The sequence below is a fragment of the Cobetia sp. MM1IDA2H-1 genome, assembly GCF_002916775.2.
GTDB lineage: Bacteria > Pseudomonadota > Gammaproteobacteria > Pseudomonadales > Halomonadaceae > Cobetia > Cobetia marina.
Genome location: NZ_CM133225.1, coordinates 723,210 through 742,693 on the forward strand (window position 1 = coordinate 723,210; position 19,484 = coordinate 742,693).

At 63.5% G+C, this 19,484-nt stretch carries 18 protein-coding genes; 9 read left to right on the forward strand and 9 right to left on the reverse strand.

Annotated features, from left to right (window positions below; translation table 11 throughout):
- Nucleotides 1–102 precede the first annotated feature (102 nt).
- The gene (gene rpe, locus BOH68_RS03060; protein WP_077373074.1) at nt 103–810 is read left to right on the forward strand and encodes a ribulose-phosphate 3-epimerase; all 708 of its coding nucleotides are present in this window, start codon (nt 103–105) and stop codon (nt 808–810) included.
- Nucleotides 811–817: 7 nt separating this feature from the next.
- A complete protein-coding gene (locus tag BOH68_RS03065) occupies nt 818–1,174 on the forward strand; it encodes a GIY-YIG nuclease family protein (RefSeq protein WP_077371413.1) in 357 nt (118 codons plus the stop codon).
- Between the two features lie 79 nt (nt 1,175–1,253).
- Here BOH68_RS03065 and BOH68_RS03070 read toward each other — a convergent pair whose 3' ends face one another.
- The gene (locus BOH68_RS03070; RefSeq protein ID WP_077371416.1) at nt 1,254–2,555 is read right to left on the reverse strand and encodes an NAD(P)/FAD-dependent oxidoreductase; all 1,302 of its coding nucleotides are present in this window, start codon (nt 2,553–2,555) and stop codon (nt 1,254–1,256) included.
- Between the two features lie 466 nt (nt 2,556–3,021).
- Between BOH68_RS03070 and BOH68_RS03075 the strand changes: the two genes are divergently transcribed.
- The 5 genes from BOH68_RS03075 (at nt 3,022) to trpC (ending at nt 8,171) form a co-directional block, all read left to right on the forward strand.
- The gene (locus BOH68_RS03075; RefSeq protein ID WP_077373077.1) at nt 3,022–3,669 is read left to right on the forward strand and encodes a phosphoglycolate phosphatase; all 648 of its coding nucleotides are present in this window, start codon (nt 3,022–3,024) and stop codon (nt 3,667–3,669) included.
- 107 nt (nt 3,670–3,776) lie between these two features.
- Nucleotides 3,777–5,264 carry an anthranilate synthase component I gene (gene trpE / locus BOH68_RS03080; RefSeq protein WP_077373081.1) on the forward strand — a complete coding sequence of 496 codons (1,488 nt, stop codon included), beginning with the start codon at nt 3,777–3,779 and terminating at the stop codon, nt 5,262–5,264.
- 322 nt (nt 5,265–5,586) lie between these two features.
- On the forward strand, nt 5,587–6,222 hold the full coding sequence (locus BOH68_RS03085) for an anthranilate synthase component II (RefSeq protein WP_077371419.1): 636 nt from the start codon (nt 5,587–5,589) through the stop codon (nt 6,220–6,222).
- A 75-nt stretch (nt 6,223–6,297) separates the two neighbouring features.
- Nucleotides 6,298–7,344 (forward strand): anthranilate phosphoribosyltransferase, encoded by a 1,047-nt coding sequence (trpD, locus tag BOH68_RS03090; RefSeq protein WP_077371422.1) that lies wholly within the window; start codon nt 6,298–6,300, stop codon nt 7,342–7,344.
- A complete protein-coding gene (gene trpC, locus BOH68_RS03095) occupies nt 7,344–8,171 on the forward strand; it encodes an indole-3-glycerol phosphate synthase TrpC (RefSeq protein WP_077371425.1) in 828 nt (275 codons plus the stop codon). The genes trpD and trpC overlap by 1 nt, the downstream gene beginning before the upstream one ends.
- A gap of 189 nt (nt 8,172–8,360) precedes the next feature.
- On the opposite strand, the gene BOH68_RS03100 is transcribed toward trpC, so the two are convergent.
- From BOH68_RS03100 to ugpB, 7 genes are all read right to left on the reverse strand, one after another.
- Nucleotides 8,361–9,170 carry an HAD-IIB family hydrolase gene (locus tag BOH68_RS03100; RefSeq protein ID WP_077373084.1) on the reverse strand — a complete coding sequence of 270 codons (810 nt, stop codon included), beginning with the start codon at nt 9,168–9,170 and terminating at the stop codon, nt 8,361–8,363.
- Nucleotides 9,171–9,225: 55 nt separating this feature from the next.
- The gene (locus tag BOH68_RS03105; RefSeq protein WP_170877338.1) at nt 9,226–10,011 is read right to left on the reverse strand and encodes a DeoR/GlpR family DNA-binding transcription regulator; all 786 of its coding nucleotides are present in this window, start codon (nt 10,009–10,011) and stop codon (nt 9,226–9,228) included.
- A 7-nt stretch (nt 10,012–10,018) separates the two neighbouring features.
- The gene (locus BOH68_RS03110) at nt 10,019–10,810 is read right to left on the reverse strand and encodes a glycerophosphoryl diester phosphodiesterase (RefSeq protein ID WP_077371431.1); all 792 of its coding nucleotides are present in this window, start codon (nt 10,808–10,810) and stop codon (nt 10,019–10,021) included.
- Nucleotides 10,811–11,002: 192 nt separating this feature from the next.
- The gene (locus tag BOH68_RS03115) at nt 11,003–12,112 is read right to left on the reverse strand and encodes a sn-glycerol-3-phosphate import ATP-binding protein UgpC (RefSeq protein WP_077371434.1); all 1,110 of its coding nucleotides are present in this window, start codon (nt 12,110–12,112) and stop codon (nt 11,003–11,005) included.
- A gap of 131 nt (nt 12,113–12,243) precedes the next feature.
- A complete protein-coding gene (ugpE, locus tag BOH68_RS03120) occupies nt 12,244–13,089 on the reverse strand; it encodes a sn-glycerol-3-phosphate ABC transporter permease UgpE (protein WP_077371437.1) in 846 nt (281 codons plus the stop codon).
- Entirely contained in the window at nt 13,089–13,964 is an 876-nt protein-coding gene (gene ugpA / locus BOH68_RS03125; RefSeq protein ID WP_077371440.1) for a sn-glycerol-3-phosphate ABC transporter permease UgpA, read from the reverse strand. Before ugpA ends, ugpE begins: the two co-directional genes overlap by 1 nt.
- Nucleotides 13,965–14,155: 191 nt before the next feature.
- The gene (ugpB, locus tag BOH68_RS03130) at nt 14,156–15,520 is read right to left on the reverse strand and encodes a sn-glycerol-3-phosphate ABC transporter substrate-binding protein UgpB (RefSeq protein WP_373996113.1); all 1,365 of its coding nucleotides are present in this window, start codon (nt 15,518–15,520) and stop codon (nt 14,156–14,158) included.
- 280 nt (nt 15,521–15,800) lie between these two features.
- On the opposite strand from ugpB, the gene BOH68_RS03135 reads away from it, so the two are divergent.
- Complete coding sequence (locus BOH68_RS03135) at nt 15,801–16,388, forward strand: hypothetical protein (RefSeq protein ID WP_077371445.1); 588 nt, start codon at nt 15,801–15,803, stop codon at nt 16,386–16,388.
- Between the two features lie 125 nt (nt 16,389–16,513).
- Here BOH68_RS03135 and BOH68_RS03140 read toward each other — a convergent pair whose 3' ends face one another.
- Nucleotides 16,514–18,982, reverse strand: coding sequence for an acyl-CoA dehydrogenase (locus BOH68_RS03140; protein ID WP_077371448.1), 2,469 nt, complete (start codon nt 18,980–18,982; stop codon nt 16,514–16,516).
- Nucleotides 18,983–19,020: 38 nt separating this feature from the next.
- On the opposite strand from BOH68_RS03140, the gene BOH68_RS03145 reads away from it, so the two are divergent.
- Nucleotides 19,021–19,269 carry a hypothetical protein gene (locus tag BOH68_RS03145; protein WP_077371451.1) on the forward strand — a complete coding sequence of 83 codons (249 nt, stop codon included), beginning with the start codon at nt 19,021–19,023 and terminating at the stop codon, nt 19,267–19,269.
- Nucleotides 19,270–19,484 lie beyond the last annotated feature (215 nt).

The window sequence follows — 19,484 nt, forward strand, 5'->3', positions numbered from 1 at the left end:
CAAGCGCTGGTGCCGGGACAGCCTGACGCTTCACACAGTGCCTGTCTTTTGTGAGAGGGTGACGTAAAATGCCTCTTCCACTTGCTGATGGCGCCTGATGACATGTCTGATCTACTGCCGAATGATTTCAAGATTGCCCCGTCGATCCTGTCTGCCGACTTCGCCCGCCTGGGGCAGGAAGTCGAGGATGTGCTGGCGTCCGGTGCGGATATCGTGCACTTCGACGTGATGGACAATCATTACGTGCCCAACCTCACCATCGGTCCGATGGTGTGCAAGGCGCTGCGCGACTATGGCATCACGGCAGAGATCGATGCGCACCTGATGGTCACCCCGGTGGATCGCATGATCGGCGACTTCGCCGAGGCAGGCGCCAGCTTCATCACCTTCCATCCGGAAGCCTCCGATCACGTCGATCGCTCGCTGCAACTGATCCGTGACGCGGGCTGCAAGTCCGGCCTGGTGTTCAATCCGGCCACGCCGCTGTCCTATCTCGATTACGTGATGGACAAGGTCGACATGATCCTTCTGATGAGCGTCAATCCGGGCTTCGGCGGGCAGTCCTTCATCCCCGGAACGCTGGACAAGCTGCGTGAAGCGCGCCGGCGCATCGATGCCTCCGGCTACAACATCCGTCTCGAGATCGATGGTGGCGTGAAGGTCGACAACATCGCCGAGATCGCGCGTGCCGGGGCTGACACCTTCGTCGCGGGTTCCGCCATCTTCAATGCGCGCAGCGACAGCGATGCCAACCGCTATGACAGCGTGCTGGCGAAACTGCGTGCCGAGCTTGCCAGCGTGCGTGGCTGATCCGGCCATGCCGGAAGCGACTGTGCCGGAAGCGACTGTGCCGGGAGAACCGCGTGTCGCGGACGCGGCGGCGCAGACGGGCGAGACGTCATCCGAGTGGTGGCTGTATGTCCTCGAGACGGCCCAGGGGCGCCTCTATACCGGCATCAGTACCGATGTGACGCGTCGCCTGAGCGAGCATGCCGGCGGCAAGCGGGGCGCGCGTGCCCTGCGTGGCAAGGGGCCCTTGACGTTGTGTTATCAACAGGCGGTCGGGGATCGCTCGCGGGCGCTCAAGCTCGAGTACCGCGTCAAGCAGCTGAGTGTCTCCGCCAAGCGGCGCCTGATTGCCGGCGAACTGACGCTTGAGAGCCTGCTCGGGTAAGTGCCTGAACGCACAAGTGCCTGAATGAAAACGCCCCCGACGGAGACCGTCGGGGGCGTTTTTCGTTCTGAACAGGTGATCAGTGCAGCTTCATCTTCGGACGCAGGTAGCGATTCAGGCCATCCACGATCACGGTCATGCCGGTCTTGATCACGCCGTGGATCGCCATCTGGTGCATGCGATACAGCGAGGCGTAGAAGAACTTGGCCAGGCGGCCTTCGATGAACAGCGAGCGCGCGGAGGCGCCGCGCATCAGCGAGCCGACGGCATCGAAGTGCGCCAGCGAGATCAGCGAGCCGTGATCCTTGAACACGAATTCCTTCAGCGGCTTGTTGTCCATTGCCGCACGCAGGTTCTTGACCATCAGACTGGCCTGCTGGTGAGCGGCCTGGGCGCGTGGCGGCACGCGCTTGTCATCCGGCTGCGGGCAGCTGGCGCAATCGCCGAGCGCGAAGATGGCGTCATCGTCGATGCTCTGCATGGTCTGGTGGACCTTGACCTGGTGGTTGCGCTCGGTGGACAGGCCCAGCTCCGACAGGAAGGACGGCGCCCGGATACCGGCGGCCCATACGCTCAGATCCGCCTCGATCAGAGTGCCATCGGCCGTGGTGATGCCGCGTTCGTCGGCACAGGTCACGCGGGTGTCAGTGTGGATGTCCACACCGAGCCGGGTCAGCTCCTTGGCGACCGGCTTGCCGATGCGCTCCGGCAGGGCCGGCAGGATGCGGGGAGCGGCCTCGATCAGATGCACCTTGACCTGACGATCCTCCAGCGAGGAGAAGCCATAGCTGTGCAGCATCTTTGAGGCATCGAACAGCTCGGCGGACAGTTCGACCCCGGTCGCGCCGGCGCCGATGATGGCGACGTTGAGCTGCTGTCGCTCACACTTGTCGCCATTGGCGCTGAAGCGCAGGAAGGTGTCGAGCATGTCGCGACGGAACTTCTCGGCCTGCTGCGGGCTGTCCAGGAAGTGACAGTGCTCGGCGACGCCCTGGGTACCGAAGTCGTTGGACACGCTGCCCAGCGACAGCACCAGATAGTCATAGCTCAGGGTGCGCGAGGGCAGCAGTACGGTGCCGTTGGCATCGTGGATGGCCGCCAGTGTCAGCTGCTTCTCTTCGCGCTCCAGGCTTTCGAGAGTCCCGCGTTGGAACTTGTAGCCGTGGGCCTTGGAATGGCCCTGGTAGGACACCTCATCAAGACCGGAATCCAGCACGCCGGTGGCCACTTCGTGCAGCAGAGGCTTCCAGATATGCGTGGAATTGCGATCGATGAGGATGATTTCGGCTTTCTTCTTGCGACCCAGCTTGTGGCCAAGCTTGGTGACAAGTTCCAGACCGCCGGCGCCACCGCCGACAACCACGATGCGGGGAATAGCCATGGAGAGCTCCTGAGAGTGACAAGATCGAAAAGGACAAGCAGAAACTGGCTGTCGCCGGAGCGTCGGGTTGCGCGTTTTTTCGTTGTCACTGGCGCCACACCCGGAGGGACGGTCGACTGAATGGCGCTATGGTAACGTGACCGCTGGCGTGCTAATAGTGGCAGGGTGAAGGAATGTAATTTTTTTACGGATTTTTCCAACAAAACAGATGAAACCATGCGTTGCGTGGATGAATGGCGGACGATTCTCGTCCCGTGACAGCCGGATTCAGCGAGTGATCTCAGGAGGCCAGGTGAGCGAAAAGACGGTAATGCAGACTTCCGACGAGGCGTCTGTCCAGACCGCGTCTCATTCCACTTCCACGCCCTGCGATACCGCGCGTGGCGGGGACGCTCTCGGGCCCCGACCCGAGCAGGTACAGAGCCTCGATCACGGGCTGGCGCATCCGGCATTGCGGGGCATCAAGATGGTGGCCTTCGATCTGGATGGCACCTTGATCGACTCGGTGCCGGATCTTGCCAACGCGATCGACAGGATGCTGGTCGATGAAGGCTTGTCGGCACTCGGGGAAGACCGCGTGCGCGACTTCGTCGGCAATGGCGCGCGGGTGCTGGTGGAGCGAGCGCTTGAGGCGCATGGTCTGGCGACGGATGATCTGACGCGGGTCGAGCGCGCGCATCAGTGCTTCCTGGCGCATTACGCCGCGGACCCCAGCTCGCGTACACGGCTATATCCGGGTGCGCGTGACTGTCTGGAGGGGTTGCACCAGGCCGGTGTGGTCGTGGTGCTGATCACCAACAAGCCGGAAACCTTCATCGAACCGCTGCTCTCGCATTTCTCGCTGGCGGAACACTTCGCGCTGGCGTTGGGCGGCGACAGCCTGCCGACGCGCAAGCCGGACCCCGCGCCGTTGCTGTTCGCGGCCGAGCGCCTGGGGGTCGCGCCGCGGGAGGCGTTGATGGTCGGGGATTCACGTCACGATATCGCGGCAGGTCGCGCCGCCGGTTTCCGGACGCTGGCGGTGCCCTACGGCTACAACCACGGTGAGCCGATCGCGCGCAGTCATCCGGATCACATCGTCGAGTCCCTGGCCGAGCTGGTCGTCGCAGGCTGAGCCTGCCAGACAGCGCTGCCGCCACCGGCACGCGATGATAGACTGACGCCAGACAAGCCGGTCGCGTACCGGCAACGCCCCCTCCGTGGAAGGAACTGCAGGTCATGATGACCCCACAACACTTCGCTGAACTGGCCGAGGCAGGCTACAACCGCATTCCCGTTACTCGTGACGTGCTGGCGGACCTCGACACACCGCTGTCCACCTATCTCAAGCTGGCTGACATGCCGTGGACCTTCCTGCTGGAGTCCGTGCAGGGCGGCGAGAAGTGGGGGCGCTATTCGATCATCGGCTTGCCGTGCCGTGAGCGCATCGAGGTGCGTGGTCAGGTCGTGGCGCATCTGGTCAATGGCGAGCAGACCGGCATGACCGAGGTGGAAGATCCGCTCGAGTGGATCGAGCAGTTCCAGACGCGCTTCCGGGTGCCGGTCATCGAGGGCGCACCGCGCTTCAATGGCGGGCTGGTCGGCTACTTCGGCTATGACACCGTGCGCTACATCGAACCGCGCCTGCGGGGCGTCGAGAAGCCGGACCCGCTGGGCGTGCCGGATATCCTGTTGATGGTGGCCGACGAGCTGGTGATCTTCGACAATCTCTCTGGCCGCCTGACGTTGCTGACCCATGCCGACCCCGAGACACCCAATGCCTTCGAGGCAGCCTGCGAGCGTCTCGAGCGCCTCGAGATCCAGCTGCGCAGCGCCACGCTGAATACCGTCAGCCCCGGCACCGGCGGTGATCCGGTCCAGGAGACCGATTTCACTTCCGGCTTCACCGAGGAAGGCTTCAAGGGCGCGGTCGAGAAAATCAAGGAATACGTGCTGGCCGGTGATGTCATGCAGTGCGTGCCGTCCCAGCGCATGTCGATTCCCTACCGTGCCGCGCCGTTGGATCTCTATCGTGCGCTGCGCAGTCTGAATCCCTCGCCGTACATGTTCTTCTTCAATCTGGATGACCATCACGTCATCGGCTCGTCGCCCGAGATTCTCTCGCGTCTCGAGGATGGTGAAGTCGCGGTGCGTCCCATTGCCGGGACGCGCGTACGCGGTGCCACCGAAGAGGAGGATCTGGCGCTCGAGAAGGATCTGCTCTCGGACCCCAAGGAAATCGCCGAGCACCTGATGCTGATCGACCTGGGCCGCAACGATGCCGGGCGCATCAGTCAGACCGGTAGCGTCAAGGTGACGGACCAGATGGTGGTGGAACGCTACTCCCACGTCATGCACATCGTCTCCAACGTCACCGGCAAGCTGAAGGAAGGGCTGGGGCCGATGGACGTGCTGCGTGCCACCTTCCCGGCGGGCACGCTGTCCGGCGCGCCGAAGATTCGCGCCATGGAGATCATCGACGAGCTGGAGCCGGTCAAGCGTGGCATCTACTCGGGTGCGGTGGGCTATCTCTCCTGGCACGGCAACATGGATACCGCGATCGCGATCCGTACCGCCGTGCTCAAGGATCAGGTGCTTCACGTCCAGGCCGGTGCCGGGGTGGTCGCGGATTCCGTCCCGCAGTCCGAGTGGGACGAGACCCTCAACAAGGGGCGTGCGCTGTTCCGTGCCGTGGCGATGGCGGAGCGTGGCCTGGACAACCTGGACTGAATGCCGCGCCATGCACGACAGGGAGTGGCCCGGCGGCCTTGCGGGGCCGCTCCCTGCAATGTCGCATGTGATTGACACTCCCAACGGCTCAACGCACTATTGACCCATGACGCTACGTAACCCGCACGACCTCAGCCAGCAGTGGTGGCGCTCCTGAAAACGGGGCGGCTTTCGCATGTCTGAAGTTCGAGGACGTACGACCAGAAGAATGCCGCCGACCAGGGCGGCATTTTTGTTGCTGGACGGCGGGAACGACACCAAAGGAGGGCGGGCAGGCCGGTGAATCACGGCACGGATCCGCTCCCGAGAATGGACACTGACCATGCAGGCATTCACTTCGCAGGACGCCAGCGCGCCACGCGTGCTGATGATCGACAACTTTGACAGCTTCACCTACAACATCGTCCAGTATCTGAGCGAGCTTGGGGCCGAAGTGCTGACCGTGCGCAATGACGCCATCACGCTCGAGCAGATCGAGGCGCTCGGTGCCACGCATCTGGTGCTGGGGCCGGGGCCGTGCACGCCCAATGAGGCCGGGATTACCCTGGACGTCATCCGTCACTTTGCCGGCAAGCTGCCGATCCTGGGGGTCTGTCTCGGCCATCAGGCCATCGGTCAGGTCTACGGTGGCAAGGTGGTGCGTGCCCCTCAGGTGATGCATGGCAAGACCTCCGCCGTCCATCACGACAACAGTGGCGTCTTCGCCGCGTTGGCCGAGCCGCTGGAAGTCACGCGTTATCACTCGCTGGTCGTCGAGCGCGACAGCCTGCCTGAGTGTCTTGTCGTCACCAGCTGGACGGGAGATGACGATGTCACCCCGCAGCTGATCATGGGGCTGCGCCACCGCGAGCTGGATGTCGAGGGTGTGCAGTTCCACCCCGAGTCGATCCTCACATTGCAGGGTCATGAGCTTCTGGCTAACTTCCTGCGTCGCGGCGAGGTCGAGAAAGCCGCTTGAGCGGATGCAGATCGCAAGAGTCATATTTCATTTTCATGCGTCAGCCGCCGAGGCTGGCGTCTGCGGAGACACAACATGCAGATGCGTGAGGCGATTGGCGCCGTGATGCGCCGCCAGCACCTGAGCTACGACGACACTCATGCGGTCATGACGGCCATCATGACCGGCGAGGCAACCCAGGCGCAGATAGGGGCACTGTTGATGGCCCTGTCGATGAAAGGCGAGACGGTCGATGAGCTGGCCGCTGCCGCGCAGGTGATGCGTGAATTGATGGCGCGAGTCACGGTGCGCGCCACCGATGCGGTGGACATCGTGGGTACCGGCGGAGATGGGGCCAATCTGTTCAATGTCTCCACTGCCGCAAGTTTCGTCGTGGCAGCGGCCGGTGGGCATGTGGCCAAGCATGGCAACCGCAGTGTCTCCTCGTCGTCCGGCAGTGCGGATCTGCTCGAATCGGCTGGCATCCATCTGGCACTGAATGCCGAACAGGTCGCGCGCTGCATCGATGATATCGGGGTCGGCTTCATGTTCGCGCCCAATCATCATGCTGCCATGAAGCATGTGATCGGTCCGCGTCGCGAGATGGGGGTGCGCACCATGTTCAACATCCTGGGTCCGCTGACCAATCCGGCTGGCGCTACCCGTCAGGTGCTCGGCGTGTATGACCCCGCGCTGGTGCCGCTGATGGCCGAGGTGCTCAAGCGTCTCGGGGCCGAGCATGTGCTGGTGGTGCACAGCGATGACGGTCTGGACGAGATCTCGCTGGCGGCGCCGACCCTGGTCAATGAGCTCAAGGATGGCGAGATCCGCGAATACCGCATCGCGCCGGAAGACTTCGGTATCGCGCGCCAGTCGCTGGATTCGCTGGCAGTCGCGACGTCTGCCGACAGCTTGAAGCTGGTGCAGCAGGCGCTGCGCGGAGACGAGGGGCCGGCCAGCGATATCGTGGCGCTCAATGCCGGCGCGGCCCTGTACGTGGCCGGTATCGCAGACAGTCTCAAGGAAGGCGTCAATATTGCCGAGGACGTGCAGGCCAGCAAGCTGCCCTTCGAGAAGATGAAGGAGCTTGCCGATTTCACCCGTGTCTACGCCCAGGTCAATGATGAAGGAGCGACCCGCTGATGAGTACCGAGCAACAGACGACTGACAAGGCGCTGCCGACCATCCTGGCCAGAATTCTGGCGCGCAAGGAAGAGGAGATCGCCGAGCGCAGTGCGGCGGTGGGCGAGGCGGATCTTCAGGCGCTGATCGAGAAGCAGAGCGCGCCGCGTGGTTTCATCAAGGCGCTGACATCTCGGATCGATCGCGGTGAGCCGGCCATCATCGCCGAGGTGAAGAAGGCCTCTCCCTCCAAGGGCGTGATTCGTGAAGACTTCGCGCCGGCCGAGATCGCCGTGGCATATGAGCAGGCCGGCGCTGCCTGCCTGTCGGTGCTGACCGATGCCGACTTCTTCCAGGGGCATGAGGACTTCATGATCGAGGCGCGCGACGCCGTCTCGATCCCGGTGATCCGCAAGGACTTCATCATTCATCCCTATCAGGTGCTCGAGGCGCGTGCCATCGGTGCCGACTGTATTCTGCTGATCGTCGCGGCACTGGACGATGCACGCCTGAGTGCTCTGCATGATCAGGCACGAGAGCTGGGCATGGATGTGCTGGTCGAGGTGCATGATGGCGATGAGCTCAAGCGTGCGCTGGCGCTGGGGATCGAGCTGGTCGGAATCAACAACCGTGATCTGCGTAGCTTCGAGACCTCACTGGAGACGACGCTGGACCTGTTGACCGACATGCCATCGGGAGTGCGCGTCGTGACCGAATCAGGTATCCACACCCGTGAAAATGTGGCGAAGATGCGTGACCGTGGTGTCCACGGCTTCCTGGTGGGCGAGGCCTTCATGCGCTTCGAAGACCCAGGTGAAGGCTTGCGTGGGCTGTTCTTTCCACAGTAGGCAGTCTGTTCTTTGTTGACATTGTTATCTTGAAGATAACAAAAGCCCGTCTCGGTATGCCGAGGCGGGCTTTTTTATGTCACCAGGTCAAGCTTGGTGAGCTCAGTCCGACGGGCACAGTTCGACGGGCTCAGCTCGAAGGACTCGGTCTGACAGGCTCAGTACGACCAGTGCAGCCGCTCGGCAGTCTCAGTGTCCGCTGTCGATGGCCGCATGTGACCCGAGCAGGGCATCGGCGATTTCCTCGACCCCGGCGCCATGACCGTGGCGGGTCAGCCAGGCGGGCTCCCAGCCCAGCGCTGCACGATGCTTGAGGATATTGGCGACGCCCACGGTATGCCGGAAGGTAGCGAACATCGGCGCGTCATTGGGAGCATCGCCGACGTACATCACCTCCTGTTCCAGTTGCATGCGGTCCAGTCCGAAGGTCTCGGTCAGGACACGCACGGCCATGCGTGCCTTATCGAAGTCACCCTGCCAGGCATTGATATGGATGGAGCTGGCACGCGCCTGAATGCCGGCGGCCGTGAAGCCGGCGATGATGGCGTGGATCTGTGCCTGCGACAGCGGGCTGACGGCCTGACAGTGGTCCACCGCGACATCCGCGTAGCGGAAGGGCTGGTCCTGGGCCAGCGCGGCCTGGGGGTGATTGAGCAGCAGCTGGCGCGCCACCGTCATCACATGGCGTTGACGCGCGCGCAGGCGTGCTTCGTCCTCCCACCAGGTCGTGAGTATCCGCTGCCCCTGGCGCTGAAAGGCGAAGGCGCCGTTCTCCCCGATCACGGCGGCCACTGGCCAGGCCCTGGCGATATGATCGCACCAGCCGGCACAGCCGCCCGTGACCGGAATGACCTTGATGCCGGCTGCTTCCAGACGCTCGAGTGCCGCCAATGTCGAGGCATTGAGTCGCCCTTCCCGGGTGAGGGTGTCATCGATGTCGGTCAGCAGGTAGCGAATGCCGGACAGGGTGGTGGCTGGGCAGTGAGCGAAGGCTTGCATGGTGATTCCGATCATCCTCGTGAGCGGTGGGCCACAGGGGCGGGGGCTGGGTGATTCATTGGCGGTACATCACCTGCAGTGAGTGAGCCTCCGCCTCGGTCAACGCCATCTGGTGCTCGCTGGCGTGTGGGGGGCTGTCGGTGATCAGCAGATCGATATCGGTGAGCGGGCCGATCCGGCACATGGCGGCACGCCCCCACTTGCTGGCATCGGTGACCAGGATGCGGCGTCTGGCATGCCTGAGCAGGGCGCGACTGACGGCGGCCTCTTCAGGGTCGAAATCCAGCAGCCCCTCGGCATCCAGCCCGCCACATCCCAGCACGGCGATGTCCACCTGATGTCGGGTGAAGAAGGCCACGGTGGCGCTGCCGACCACATCGAGATCCCGAGAGCGAAGCTGGCCCTCGGCAAGCTGCACGCTGACATCCGGGTGGCTGGAAAGCGCTTGTGCCACCTGCAGGTTGTTGGTGATCACGCGCAGGCCGCGCCGGGCGATCAGTGCCTCGGCGACAGCCACCACGCTGGTGCCGATTCCCAGTGCCAGCGAGGCGCCATCGGGTATCTCGGCGACGACCTGGGCCGCCATGGCCTGCTTGGCCGGTCTTGCCAGCATGCTGCGCTGGGTGTGGCCCAGATTGTGTCCACCCAGCGGACGTTCGATGCCGCCATGACGCCGTCGCGCCAGTCCGAGATCACACAGCACGCCGAGATCGCGGCGTATGGTCTGCGGTGTGACCTCGAAGTCCACGGCCAGCGGCTCGACGCTCAATTGGCCGTCCCGCGCCAGGCGCTCGAGAATGCGCAGTTGGCGCGGGCTCAATGTCTCCAGTGACTGGCTCATGGCGATCTCACGACAAGGTGCGTTCGGTACAGGGAGATTGCGCAAGGTCCTGCTCGGAGAAGATACCGGGGTCATCGCTGATGACGGCACTGACCCCCCAGGCCCAGCGAGGGGAGAAGGCCGCGGCATCGTTGGGCGTGTAGCAGAGCAGCTTGCGCTGGGTGGCCGTGACGCGACTTGCCGCGACACGTGTCAGTGCACGCCAGTCCGCATGTACGGTGACTGCCTGCACGTCCTCGGCCAATGCCTCCCAGTCATCGGGAATGGCGTCGTAGAGCAGCCCGATCATCACCTTGCCGTCACGTTCCCGGCTCATGCGCAGGGCTTGCGGGTCGAATGACGAGAGAATCAGTCGCCCGACGGGCAGCGCCTCGACCGCCAGGGGCACGACTTTCTCGACCAGTGCTCGAGTGTCGTGCCCCGGACTCAGCTTGAGCTCGAGATTGAGCCCCATGCCCAGCGAGGCGATCAATGCCAGGGCTTCCTCGAGTGTCGCCATGCGTTCCCCGGCAAAGCGGGCACTGAACCAGCTGCCCACATCCAGCGCCCGGGCCGCTGCCAGATCCAGGTTTCTCAGCCGCCCACGCCCATCGGAGCAACGATTGACGCTGGCATCGTGCCAGATGACAGGAGTGCCATCCTTGAGCAGCTGGACATCCAGCTCCACCCATTGGTGGCCGGCCTCGTGGGCGGCGCGAATGGCGCTGAGCGTGTTTTCCGGCGCATAGGCGGACAACCCGCGGTGAGCGATGGTCATTGGCAATGCAAGTGATGTGCCGTGGGAGAAAGATGATGACATCGATGAACCTCGTTGGTGGATGGTGTCAGGCTCGACGCGTCAGGACGAGCACCCGGCGTGTCCTTGTTACCATCCGATGATGACGCTACGGGGGCAATCACTTTTGTGTGCATGTGCCTTTCGCGACAGGTTCCGCTCCAGGTCCTGCTGCAGGTTTCGCTGTGGCGACTCGTGCGCAGGCCAGGTGCTCCATCACTCGTGAGTTGTCAGGCGCTTGCCATCCGCACCGAACAGATGCGCGCGTGCAGGCGGAATGGCCAGGCGCAGGCATTGCTCCTCGGCGACGGCATGCTCGCCGTCCAGTCTCACCACCAGCGGCTCCGCCTGGCCGTCCAGTCGGCAGTACGCCAGGGTGTCCGCGCCCAGTGGCTCGACCAGCTCGATGCGGGCCACAAGCTCCGCGGCACCCGGTGGCAGCGGGCTGTCCGGCTGCAGAACCTCGAGATGTTCCGGGCGGATGCCCAACGTCAGTGCGGCGTCCATGGGAGTCGCCTCGTGTTCTCTGGCCGCCGGTCGCAATGCCAGGCGCGCGCCGCAGGGCAGCGAGAGGCCTGCCTCCGTACGGGTGGCGCTCAGGAAGTTCATGGCAGGCGAGCCGATGAAGCCGGCGACGAACTGGCTGGCGGGTCGGTCATAGAGCGCCATCGGCGTGCCGAACTGTTCGACGTGGCCGCCATTCATCACCACCAGGCGGTCTGCCAGGGTCATGGCCTCGGTCTGGTCATGGGTGACATAGACGGAGGTGACCTTGAGGCGTTTTTGCAGGCGGCGGATCTCGAGGCGCATCTGCACGCGCAGCTTGGCATCGAGATTCGAGAGTGGCTCATCGAACAGGAATACCTGCGGCTTGCGCACGATGGCGCGCCCCATGGCGACACGCTGACGCTGACCGCCGGAGAGCTGCTTGGGACGACGGTCGAGCAGTTCGGTCAGACCCAGCAGTTCGGCGGCCTCGCTGACGCGACGCTGGATCTCGTCCTTGGGCGTGCGACGGTTCCTGAGGCCGTAGGCCATGTTGTCGAACACGCTCATGTGCGGGTAGAGCGCATAGTTCTGGAACACCATCGCGATATCGCGCTCGGCGGGCTCCAGGTCATTGACGCGCTTGCCGTTGATCTCCAGATCGCCTTCGGAGATATCCTCGAGCCCCGCCAGGGTGCGCAGCAGGGTGGACTTGCCGCACCCGGAAGGGCCGACGATGACGATCAGCTCGCCCTCACCGAACTCCAGGTCGATGCCGTGCAGGGCCTGGTAGCCATTGGGGTACTGCTTCTTGAGCTGCTTGAGTGTCAGTGTTGCCATGAGATGAATATCCAAAGCGGTGCCGTGACAGGCGTGAGAGCGGCCCATCACGGCGGAACGGAATCAGGTGGCCGGGCGCAAGGCGTCAGGTAAAATGGGCGCGAATCACGAGGTGCCGGGGCGAGAGGAGGTCACTTCTCGCTGTCCACCAGCCCCTTGATGAAGTAGCGCTGCATGAACAGGATCACCAGCACCGGCGGCCCCATGGCCAGCAGCGTGGTGGCGGTGACGTCCTGCCACGGCACCAGGCCGTCGCCGGTGGTCAGCATGCGCTTGAGGCTGACGACGATGGTCAGGTAGTCGGCATCCGTGGTGATCAGCAGCGGCCACAGGTACTGATTCCAGCCGTAGATGAACATGATCACGAACAGTGCCGCGATGTTGGTCTTCGACAGCGGCAGCAGGATGTCCTTGAGGAAGCGCCACGGCCCGGCGCCATCGATGCGTGCCGCCTCGACCAGTTCGGCCGGGATGGTCAGATAAAACTGGCGCAGCAGGAAGGTCGCGGTAGCGCTGGCGATCAGCGGCAGGATCAGGCCTGCATAGCTGTCCAGCATGTTGAGGTCGGCCACCACCTTGAAGGTCGGCAGGATGCGCACCTCCACCGGCAACATCAGGGTGATGAAGATCAGCCAGAAGCACAGCTTGCGGAAGCGGAACTCGAAGAACACGATCGCATAGGCCGCCAGTACCGAGATGATGATCTTGCCGATGGCGATGCCCAGTGCCATCAGCATCGAATTGAACAGCAGGGTCATCACGTCGGCGCCGAGACTGCTGACGGGGTCTTCCAGCAGGTGGCGGTAGTTGTCGAATCCTGCCTCGCCTATCCAGATGGGGGCGACGTTGGAGTAGAGGTCGCCCATCTCGTGGGTGCTGGCGCTGAAGGCGATCCACACCGGCAGGAAGAACAGCGCGCAGCCGACGATCAAGAGCGCATGGCTTGCGATATCAAGCCCGGGACGGTTGTAGCGCATCAGTACTGCACCTTCTTCTCGACATACTTGAACTGGATCAGCGTCAGCACGCCGACGATGACCATCAACAACACCGACTGGGCGGCACTCGACCCCAGATCCTGACCGACGAAACCGTCTTCATACACCTTGTAGACCAGGGTGCGCGTCGAGCCGCCCGGACCACCCGAGGTGGTGGCATCGATGGTGCCGAAGGTCTCGAAGAAGGCGTAGACCACGTTCATCACCAGCAGAAAGAAACTGGTCGGGGAGAGCAGCGGGAAGGTGATGGTCCAGAAACGTCGCCAGGGGCCGGCGCGATCCATGGCGGCCGCTTCCAGCAGGCTCTTGGGGATCGCCTGGAGACCTGCGAGGAAGAACACGAAGTTGTAGCTCATCTGTTTCCAGATCGAGGCCAGTACCACCAGCAGCATGGCCTGATTGCCGTTGAGGTTGTGATTCCAGTCGATGCCGATGGCGGACAGCAGTTCCGGCAGGATGCCGAGCGTCGGGTCGAACAGGAACAGCCACAGGACGCCGGCCACGGCAGGCGCGACGGCATAGGGCCAGATGAGGAAGGTCTTGTAGGTGCTGGCGCCACGCAGCACGCGGTCTGCCAGCACGGCCAGCCCAAGGGCGAGTGCCATGGCGCCGAAGGCGACGGCAAACGAGAAGTAGACCGTCGTCCACAGGGTCTCCAGATATTCCGCTTCGCCGAGGACCGCGAGGAAGTTGGCAAGTCCGGCAAATTCACGTGAAAGCCCGAAGGCATCCTCGATATAGAAAGCCTGTTCGATGGCCTGGAGGGCCGGCCAGAAGAAGAACACGCCGACGATGATCAGCTGGGGGGCCAGCAGGATCCACGGCGTGAAGGGATGTCGATTGAAATGGGCCATGCAGCTGAGGTCTCGCAAGGAAGAGGGACTGATCACGTCAGTCGTGTGCGCATGGTCGGCGCGGATTCGGCCAACCATGCGCCATCAAGCCGGGAGAGAAGGGAAAGGGCACCGGTATCGGGTGCGCTTTCCGCTCTCTGGCATCCAGGCATGGTGGGCCGCCCAGGCGGCCCACCATGGTGTGGCGGTGTTCAGCCGTTGGCGCGCTCGAACTTCTCCAGCAGCTTGTTGCCGCGCTCGACAGCCTGATCGAGACCGTCCTGCACGCTTTCCTTGCCAGCGAAGATCTTCTCGAGCTCTTCGTTGATCACGTCACGTATCTGCACCATGTTGCCCAGACGCAGGCCCTTGGAGTTCTCGGTCGGGGTCACGGAGGTCATCTGGGTGATGGCGACGTCAGTGCCCGGATTCTCGGCGTAGAAGCCCTGCTCACGTGTCAGCTCCGCCGCGGCGGTGGTGATCGGCAGGTAGCCGGTGAACTGGTGCCAGTCGGCCTGGACTTCGGGCCTGGAGAGGTACTGGAAGAACTTGGCGACGCCCTGGTATTCCTCATCGCTGTGGCCGGACAGCACCCACAGTGACGCGCCGCCGATGATGGAATTCTGCGGCGTCTCGATCGCGTCGCTGTCGTAGGGCAGCGGTGCCACGCCGAACTCGAAGCCCTTGGCGCTTTCCTTGACGCCGGCATAGCTGGCGGAGGAGCCCATCATCATCGCGCACTCACCGGAGTAGAACTTCGGCGCCGCGTCATCGAAGCGACCGCCGAACACGAAGCGCTTGTCGGCCTGCCAGTCGTCGAGGCGCTGGATGTGGTCGACCACGGCGGTCTTGTTGAATTCAAGGCGGGTATCGGTGCCGGCGAAGCCATTGGCCTGGCTGGCGAAGGGCACGTCATTGCGTGCCGAGAAGTTCTCCAGCATCACCCAGGACGGCCAGGTGGTCGTCAGGCCACAGCTGCCCGCGCCGGAATCGACGACCTTCTTGAGGGCATCACCCAGCTCCTGCCAGGTGGCCGGCACGGATTCGACACCGGCCTTGGCCAGCATGTCCTTGTTGTAATAGGTGACCGGGGTGGAGGAGTTGAACGGCATCGACAGCATCTTGCCTTCGGTGTCGGTGTAGTAGCCGGTGACGGAAGACAGGTAGGCCTTCGGATCGAAACTCGCGCCTTCTGACGGTGCATAGTCCGCCATCAGCTGATGGACCGGCATGATGGCACCCTTGGCGCTCATCATGGTGGCGGTGCCGACCTCGAAGATCTGCACGATGTCCGGGCCCTTGCCGGCCCGGAAGGCGGCAATGGCGGACGTCATGGTCTCGGAGTAGTTGCCCTTGAAGACCGGCTTGACGACGAATTCATCCTGACTTGCATTGAAGTCGGCCGCGATCTCGTCGACTTTCTTGCCAAGTCCGCCCCCCATGGCGTGCCACCACTCGACTTCGGTGGCGGCCAAGGCACTGGCGGAAGCGGTCGCGAAACCGACTGCCAGCGCGAGGCTGGCAAGATGACGGGTGCCACGGGTGTTGAGCATTGCGTGATGGGTAGGGCGGCGCATGGTCGAGCTCCTGAGAGGGTCCCTGGTCAGCCTTGTGGGAGTCGCGCAGGCTGACTGCTGTCGATCGATGGCGAACGATCAAGCGAACATTTTTTTGTTCTTATGATGATCGTCCGAAAAGCGTAGACGACTCTAGAAGGCTTTCCTTACAACTTTATGACGGTTGGATGTTCATGTGCGGGTAACTACCGTCGGCCCTGCACGGGGCGCGGTGGATCAGGCGATCATCCGGCGAGTGTGCTAGTCTTGCGCGCTGAAAATGCCTGTGGCGGAGAATGCGATGAAAGTGGTGGAAGTGAGTGCCGGTGCCCGGCGCGATGCGTGTCTGGCGATGCTGTGTGCCGAAGTGCATGGCCGCGAGGGGGGACTGGATGCGCTGGTGAGCTATGCCGGTGTCCGAGGTGTCTGGTTCGAGAACGAGACCGCTCGCCTGTTCGCGCTGGTGGACGATGCCGAGCGCATCCACTCCGCCGCCCTGTTGGTGCTCGACGAGAATGCGCGCGGGCTGAATCTTGCCCTGTGGGCGACGCCGCCGGTCCATCGTGGCCATGACCACGGCATCGCGCTGGTGTCACAGCTGGCGGATCATGGTCGTCTGCAGGTGCGTCTCACCGACGGCTCGCTGGTCAGCGTGCTGCGTCGCGCCGGGATCAACGACTGGCTGGAGGCCGAGGCCGAAGGCGATCGCCCGCGTGAGCTGGTCGGCATGAATCCGGCGGCGCGTGTCGGCACTCTCGCGGCGCTGGACGAGCCGCTGCGTCTGGATCGCGAGCGCATCAAGCGCACCTTCAAGGCGCGCCCGAAGGACTTCGAGACCTACAAGAACGCCTTCGTGCGTGATCTTGAGCACTTCGCGCGTCATATCTGAGATCGAGATGACGCGAAGCATGGCGCCTCCTGCCAATAAAAAGGCCCCGCTCACTGAGCGGGGCCTTTTTGGTTCTGCGATCAGCGATCAGGTCTTGCATCGCTCACGCGGGCGTCGGCCGGTGATCAGGCGGCGTCCTGCTGTGGGTTGGAGGCTGTGCCGTCACTCGCCATCGGCTTGCGCACGAAGGCATCGAAATCGAAGTGGTCGACGGTCAGCATGTCGAGTACCTCGGCTTCGAAGACGCGCATGAAGTCGCCATCCTCAGCGGACAGGATACCGGCCTCGACCGCCGCTTCGATGCGCGCTTCCGGTGACAGGGCATCGGCCGGGATCTCGCCCTTGTGATAGGCCTTGGCCAGCGTCTTGTAGATCGGCTCCGCACGCGGGTAATCCTTGAGCAGCGCGTTGTAGCGGGCGAGGGCATTGTCCTTCTGGCCTTCGTCCTGAGCGTCCCAGGTGTTGTCGGTCAGCTTGGTACGCAGTGCACTGTCGGTGGAGACGGCACGTGCGATCTCGCGGGTCAGGCTGTCCCTGGGCATGGCGAACTGACGACCACGCGGCAGCGTGACGACGCGCAATGTCGTGGCCAGGGCACGGTTGGGCAGGTTGGCGAGCAGTTCGTCGAGTGCCTTCTCGGTGCGATGCAGCAACCATTGCATGCTGTAGTGGAACAGCGCTTCCTCGTGCTCACAGGCGTCCGATTCGTGCCACTGCTTGAGCGTCAGGGACGCCAGGTAGAGGTTGGAGAGCACGTCACCCAGACGAGCCGACAGCATCTCGCGTGCCTTGAGGCTGGAGCCGAGGCTGGCCATGGCCGCATCGGCGGACAGCGAGAAGGCGGCGCTGAAGCGGTTGATGTGGTTGGCATAAGGCGTGGCGACGGCGTCGAAGCCGGTGGTCTTGCCGCCGATGCCGAAGCTCTGGCTGAAGGCGCGGGCCGCGTTGCCGAAGATGAGGCCTGCATGGCGGAAGAAGGCCTTGTCGAAGGCGTTCAGGTCATCGGCATCCTTGGCGGCCAGCTCTTCCAGCACGTACGGATGGCAGCGGATGGCCCCCTGACCGAAGATCATCAGGTTGCGGGTCATGATGTTGGCGCCTTCCACCGTGATCGAGACCGGGGTGCCGGCATATGCCACGCCGATGTAGTTGCGCGGGCCGAGCGTCACGCCGCGTCCGCCGTGGATATCCATGCCATCAGTCAGCAGCGTGCGGGCCATCTCGGTCAGCTGACTCTTGAGGATGGCGGAGGGCACGGCCGGCTTGTGGCCGTTGTCGATCATGTTGGCGGTATGCAGTACGGCGGCCTGGCTGATGTAGTTCATCGCGGCCATGCGAGCCAGCGGCTCCTGCACGCCTTCCATCTCGGCCACCGGCAGGTTGAACTGGCGGCGAATGCGCGCGAAACCGGCGCTCCAGCCCAGTGCGTAGCGAGAGATGCCCGCGGAGCCGGACGGCAGGGTGATGCAGCGACCCACCGACAGACACTCGACCAGCATCTTCCAGCCCTGGCCGGCCATCTGCTCGCCACCGATCAGGTAGCTGAGCGGGATGAAGACGTCCTTGCCGAAGATCGGACCATTCATGAACGGTGCGCCGATCGGGTGATGGCGACGGCCGATGTCCATGCCGTCGGTCTCACGCGGAATCAGGGCGCAGGTGATGCCGATGTCTTCCACGTCACCCAGCAGGTGCTCGGGGTCGAACATGCGGAAGGCCAGGCCGACCACGGTGGCGACCGGCGCCAGGGTGATCCAGCGCTTCTCGAAGTTGAGGCGGATACCGACGACTTCCTCGCCGTCATGCATGCCGCGGCACACGATACCGGTGTCCGGAATGGAGGTCGCGTCACTGCCGGCACGCGGGCCGGTCAGGCCGAAGCAGGGGATCTCGCGGCCATCCGCCAGGCGCGGCAGGTAATAATCCTTCTGTTCCTCGCTGCCGTACTTGAGCAGCAGCTCACCCGGGCCGAGGGAGTTGGGCACGCCGACGGTGACCATCAGCGTCTCGTTGACCGCCAACTTCTGCAGTACCAGTGACTGCGCCTTGGCCGAGAAGCCGAGGCCGCCGTACTGCTTGGGAATGATCATGCCGAAGAACTTCTCGCGCTTGAGAAATTCCCACAGTTCCTCGGGAAGATCCGCACGCTCGCGAGCGATTTCCCAGCTGTTGGTCATGCCACAGGCGATGGAGCACTGCGTATCGATGAAGGCCTGCTCCTCGCTGGAGATGCCCTCATTGCGCTGTGCGGTCAGGGTGTCCCATTGCGGCTTGCCGGAGAACAATTCGGCGTCCCAGAACACGGTACCGGCTTCCAGGGCTACCTTCTCGGTCGCCGAGACCTTGGGCGACACCTTCTTGAACATCGCGAACAGCCGCGGGCTGAGCCACTTGGTGCGCAGCGCCGGCAGGCCGCAGACGGCGACCAGTGCCGCGCCGATCAACAGCAGGACACCAAGCACCGGGGTGTTGATGCCCAAGCCGATGAGGCCGGTGACCGCCAGCACGCCGATGGCGGCCAGTGCACCGGATTCACGTGCCATGACGGTCAGCAGACCGGCAAGGGCGACGAGGATGAGGATGAGCTGCGTCATGGCAGGATCTCCAGGTTGCGTTGCGGGAGCTCTAGCGAATGGCCTTCCTCTTCAGCATAGCAGCCATGCGTTTAGAACAGTTGTTTGAATTATTGTCAGCCTATCCCAACTCGACTCACTCCGCCAGTCCACCCAAGGTCGAAGGCACGAAAGGTGAAGCGATGGGAGAGACGTCGCGGAGAAAGCAATGGTGGCTGTACAAGGCGCATGGGCAGCGAAAGGGGCCTTGGGTACAGGGAGATGCACTGGCCCCGGTCGGGACGGCATCGGAGCTGCTGATGCCATGAGACGGGATGAGGCGGTGCGGGCGGGATGAAGCGATGCGGGTGGGATGAGGCGATGCGAGCGGGGGGGAGAAACGGGGAGGTGGGCTGCCACGACGGAAGTGATGGCCTGGAAGCGAGACATGCCAGACATAAAAAAGGCCCCGCAGTGCGGGGCCTCGAACGATCGATGGTGCTTCCATGCCTGCCGTCAGCATAACGGAGGCTTACGTTGATCG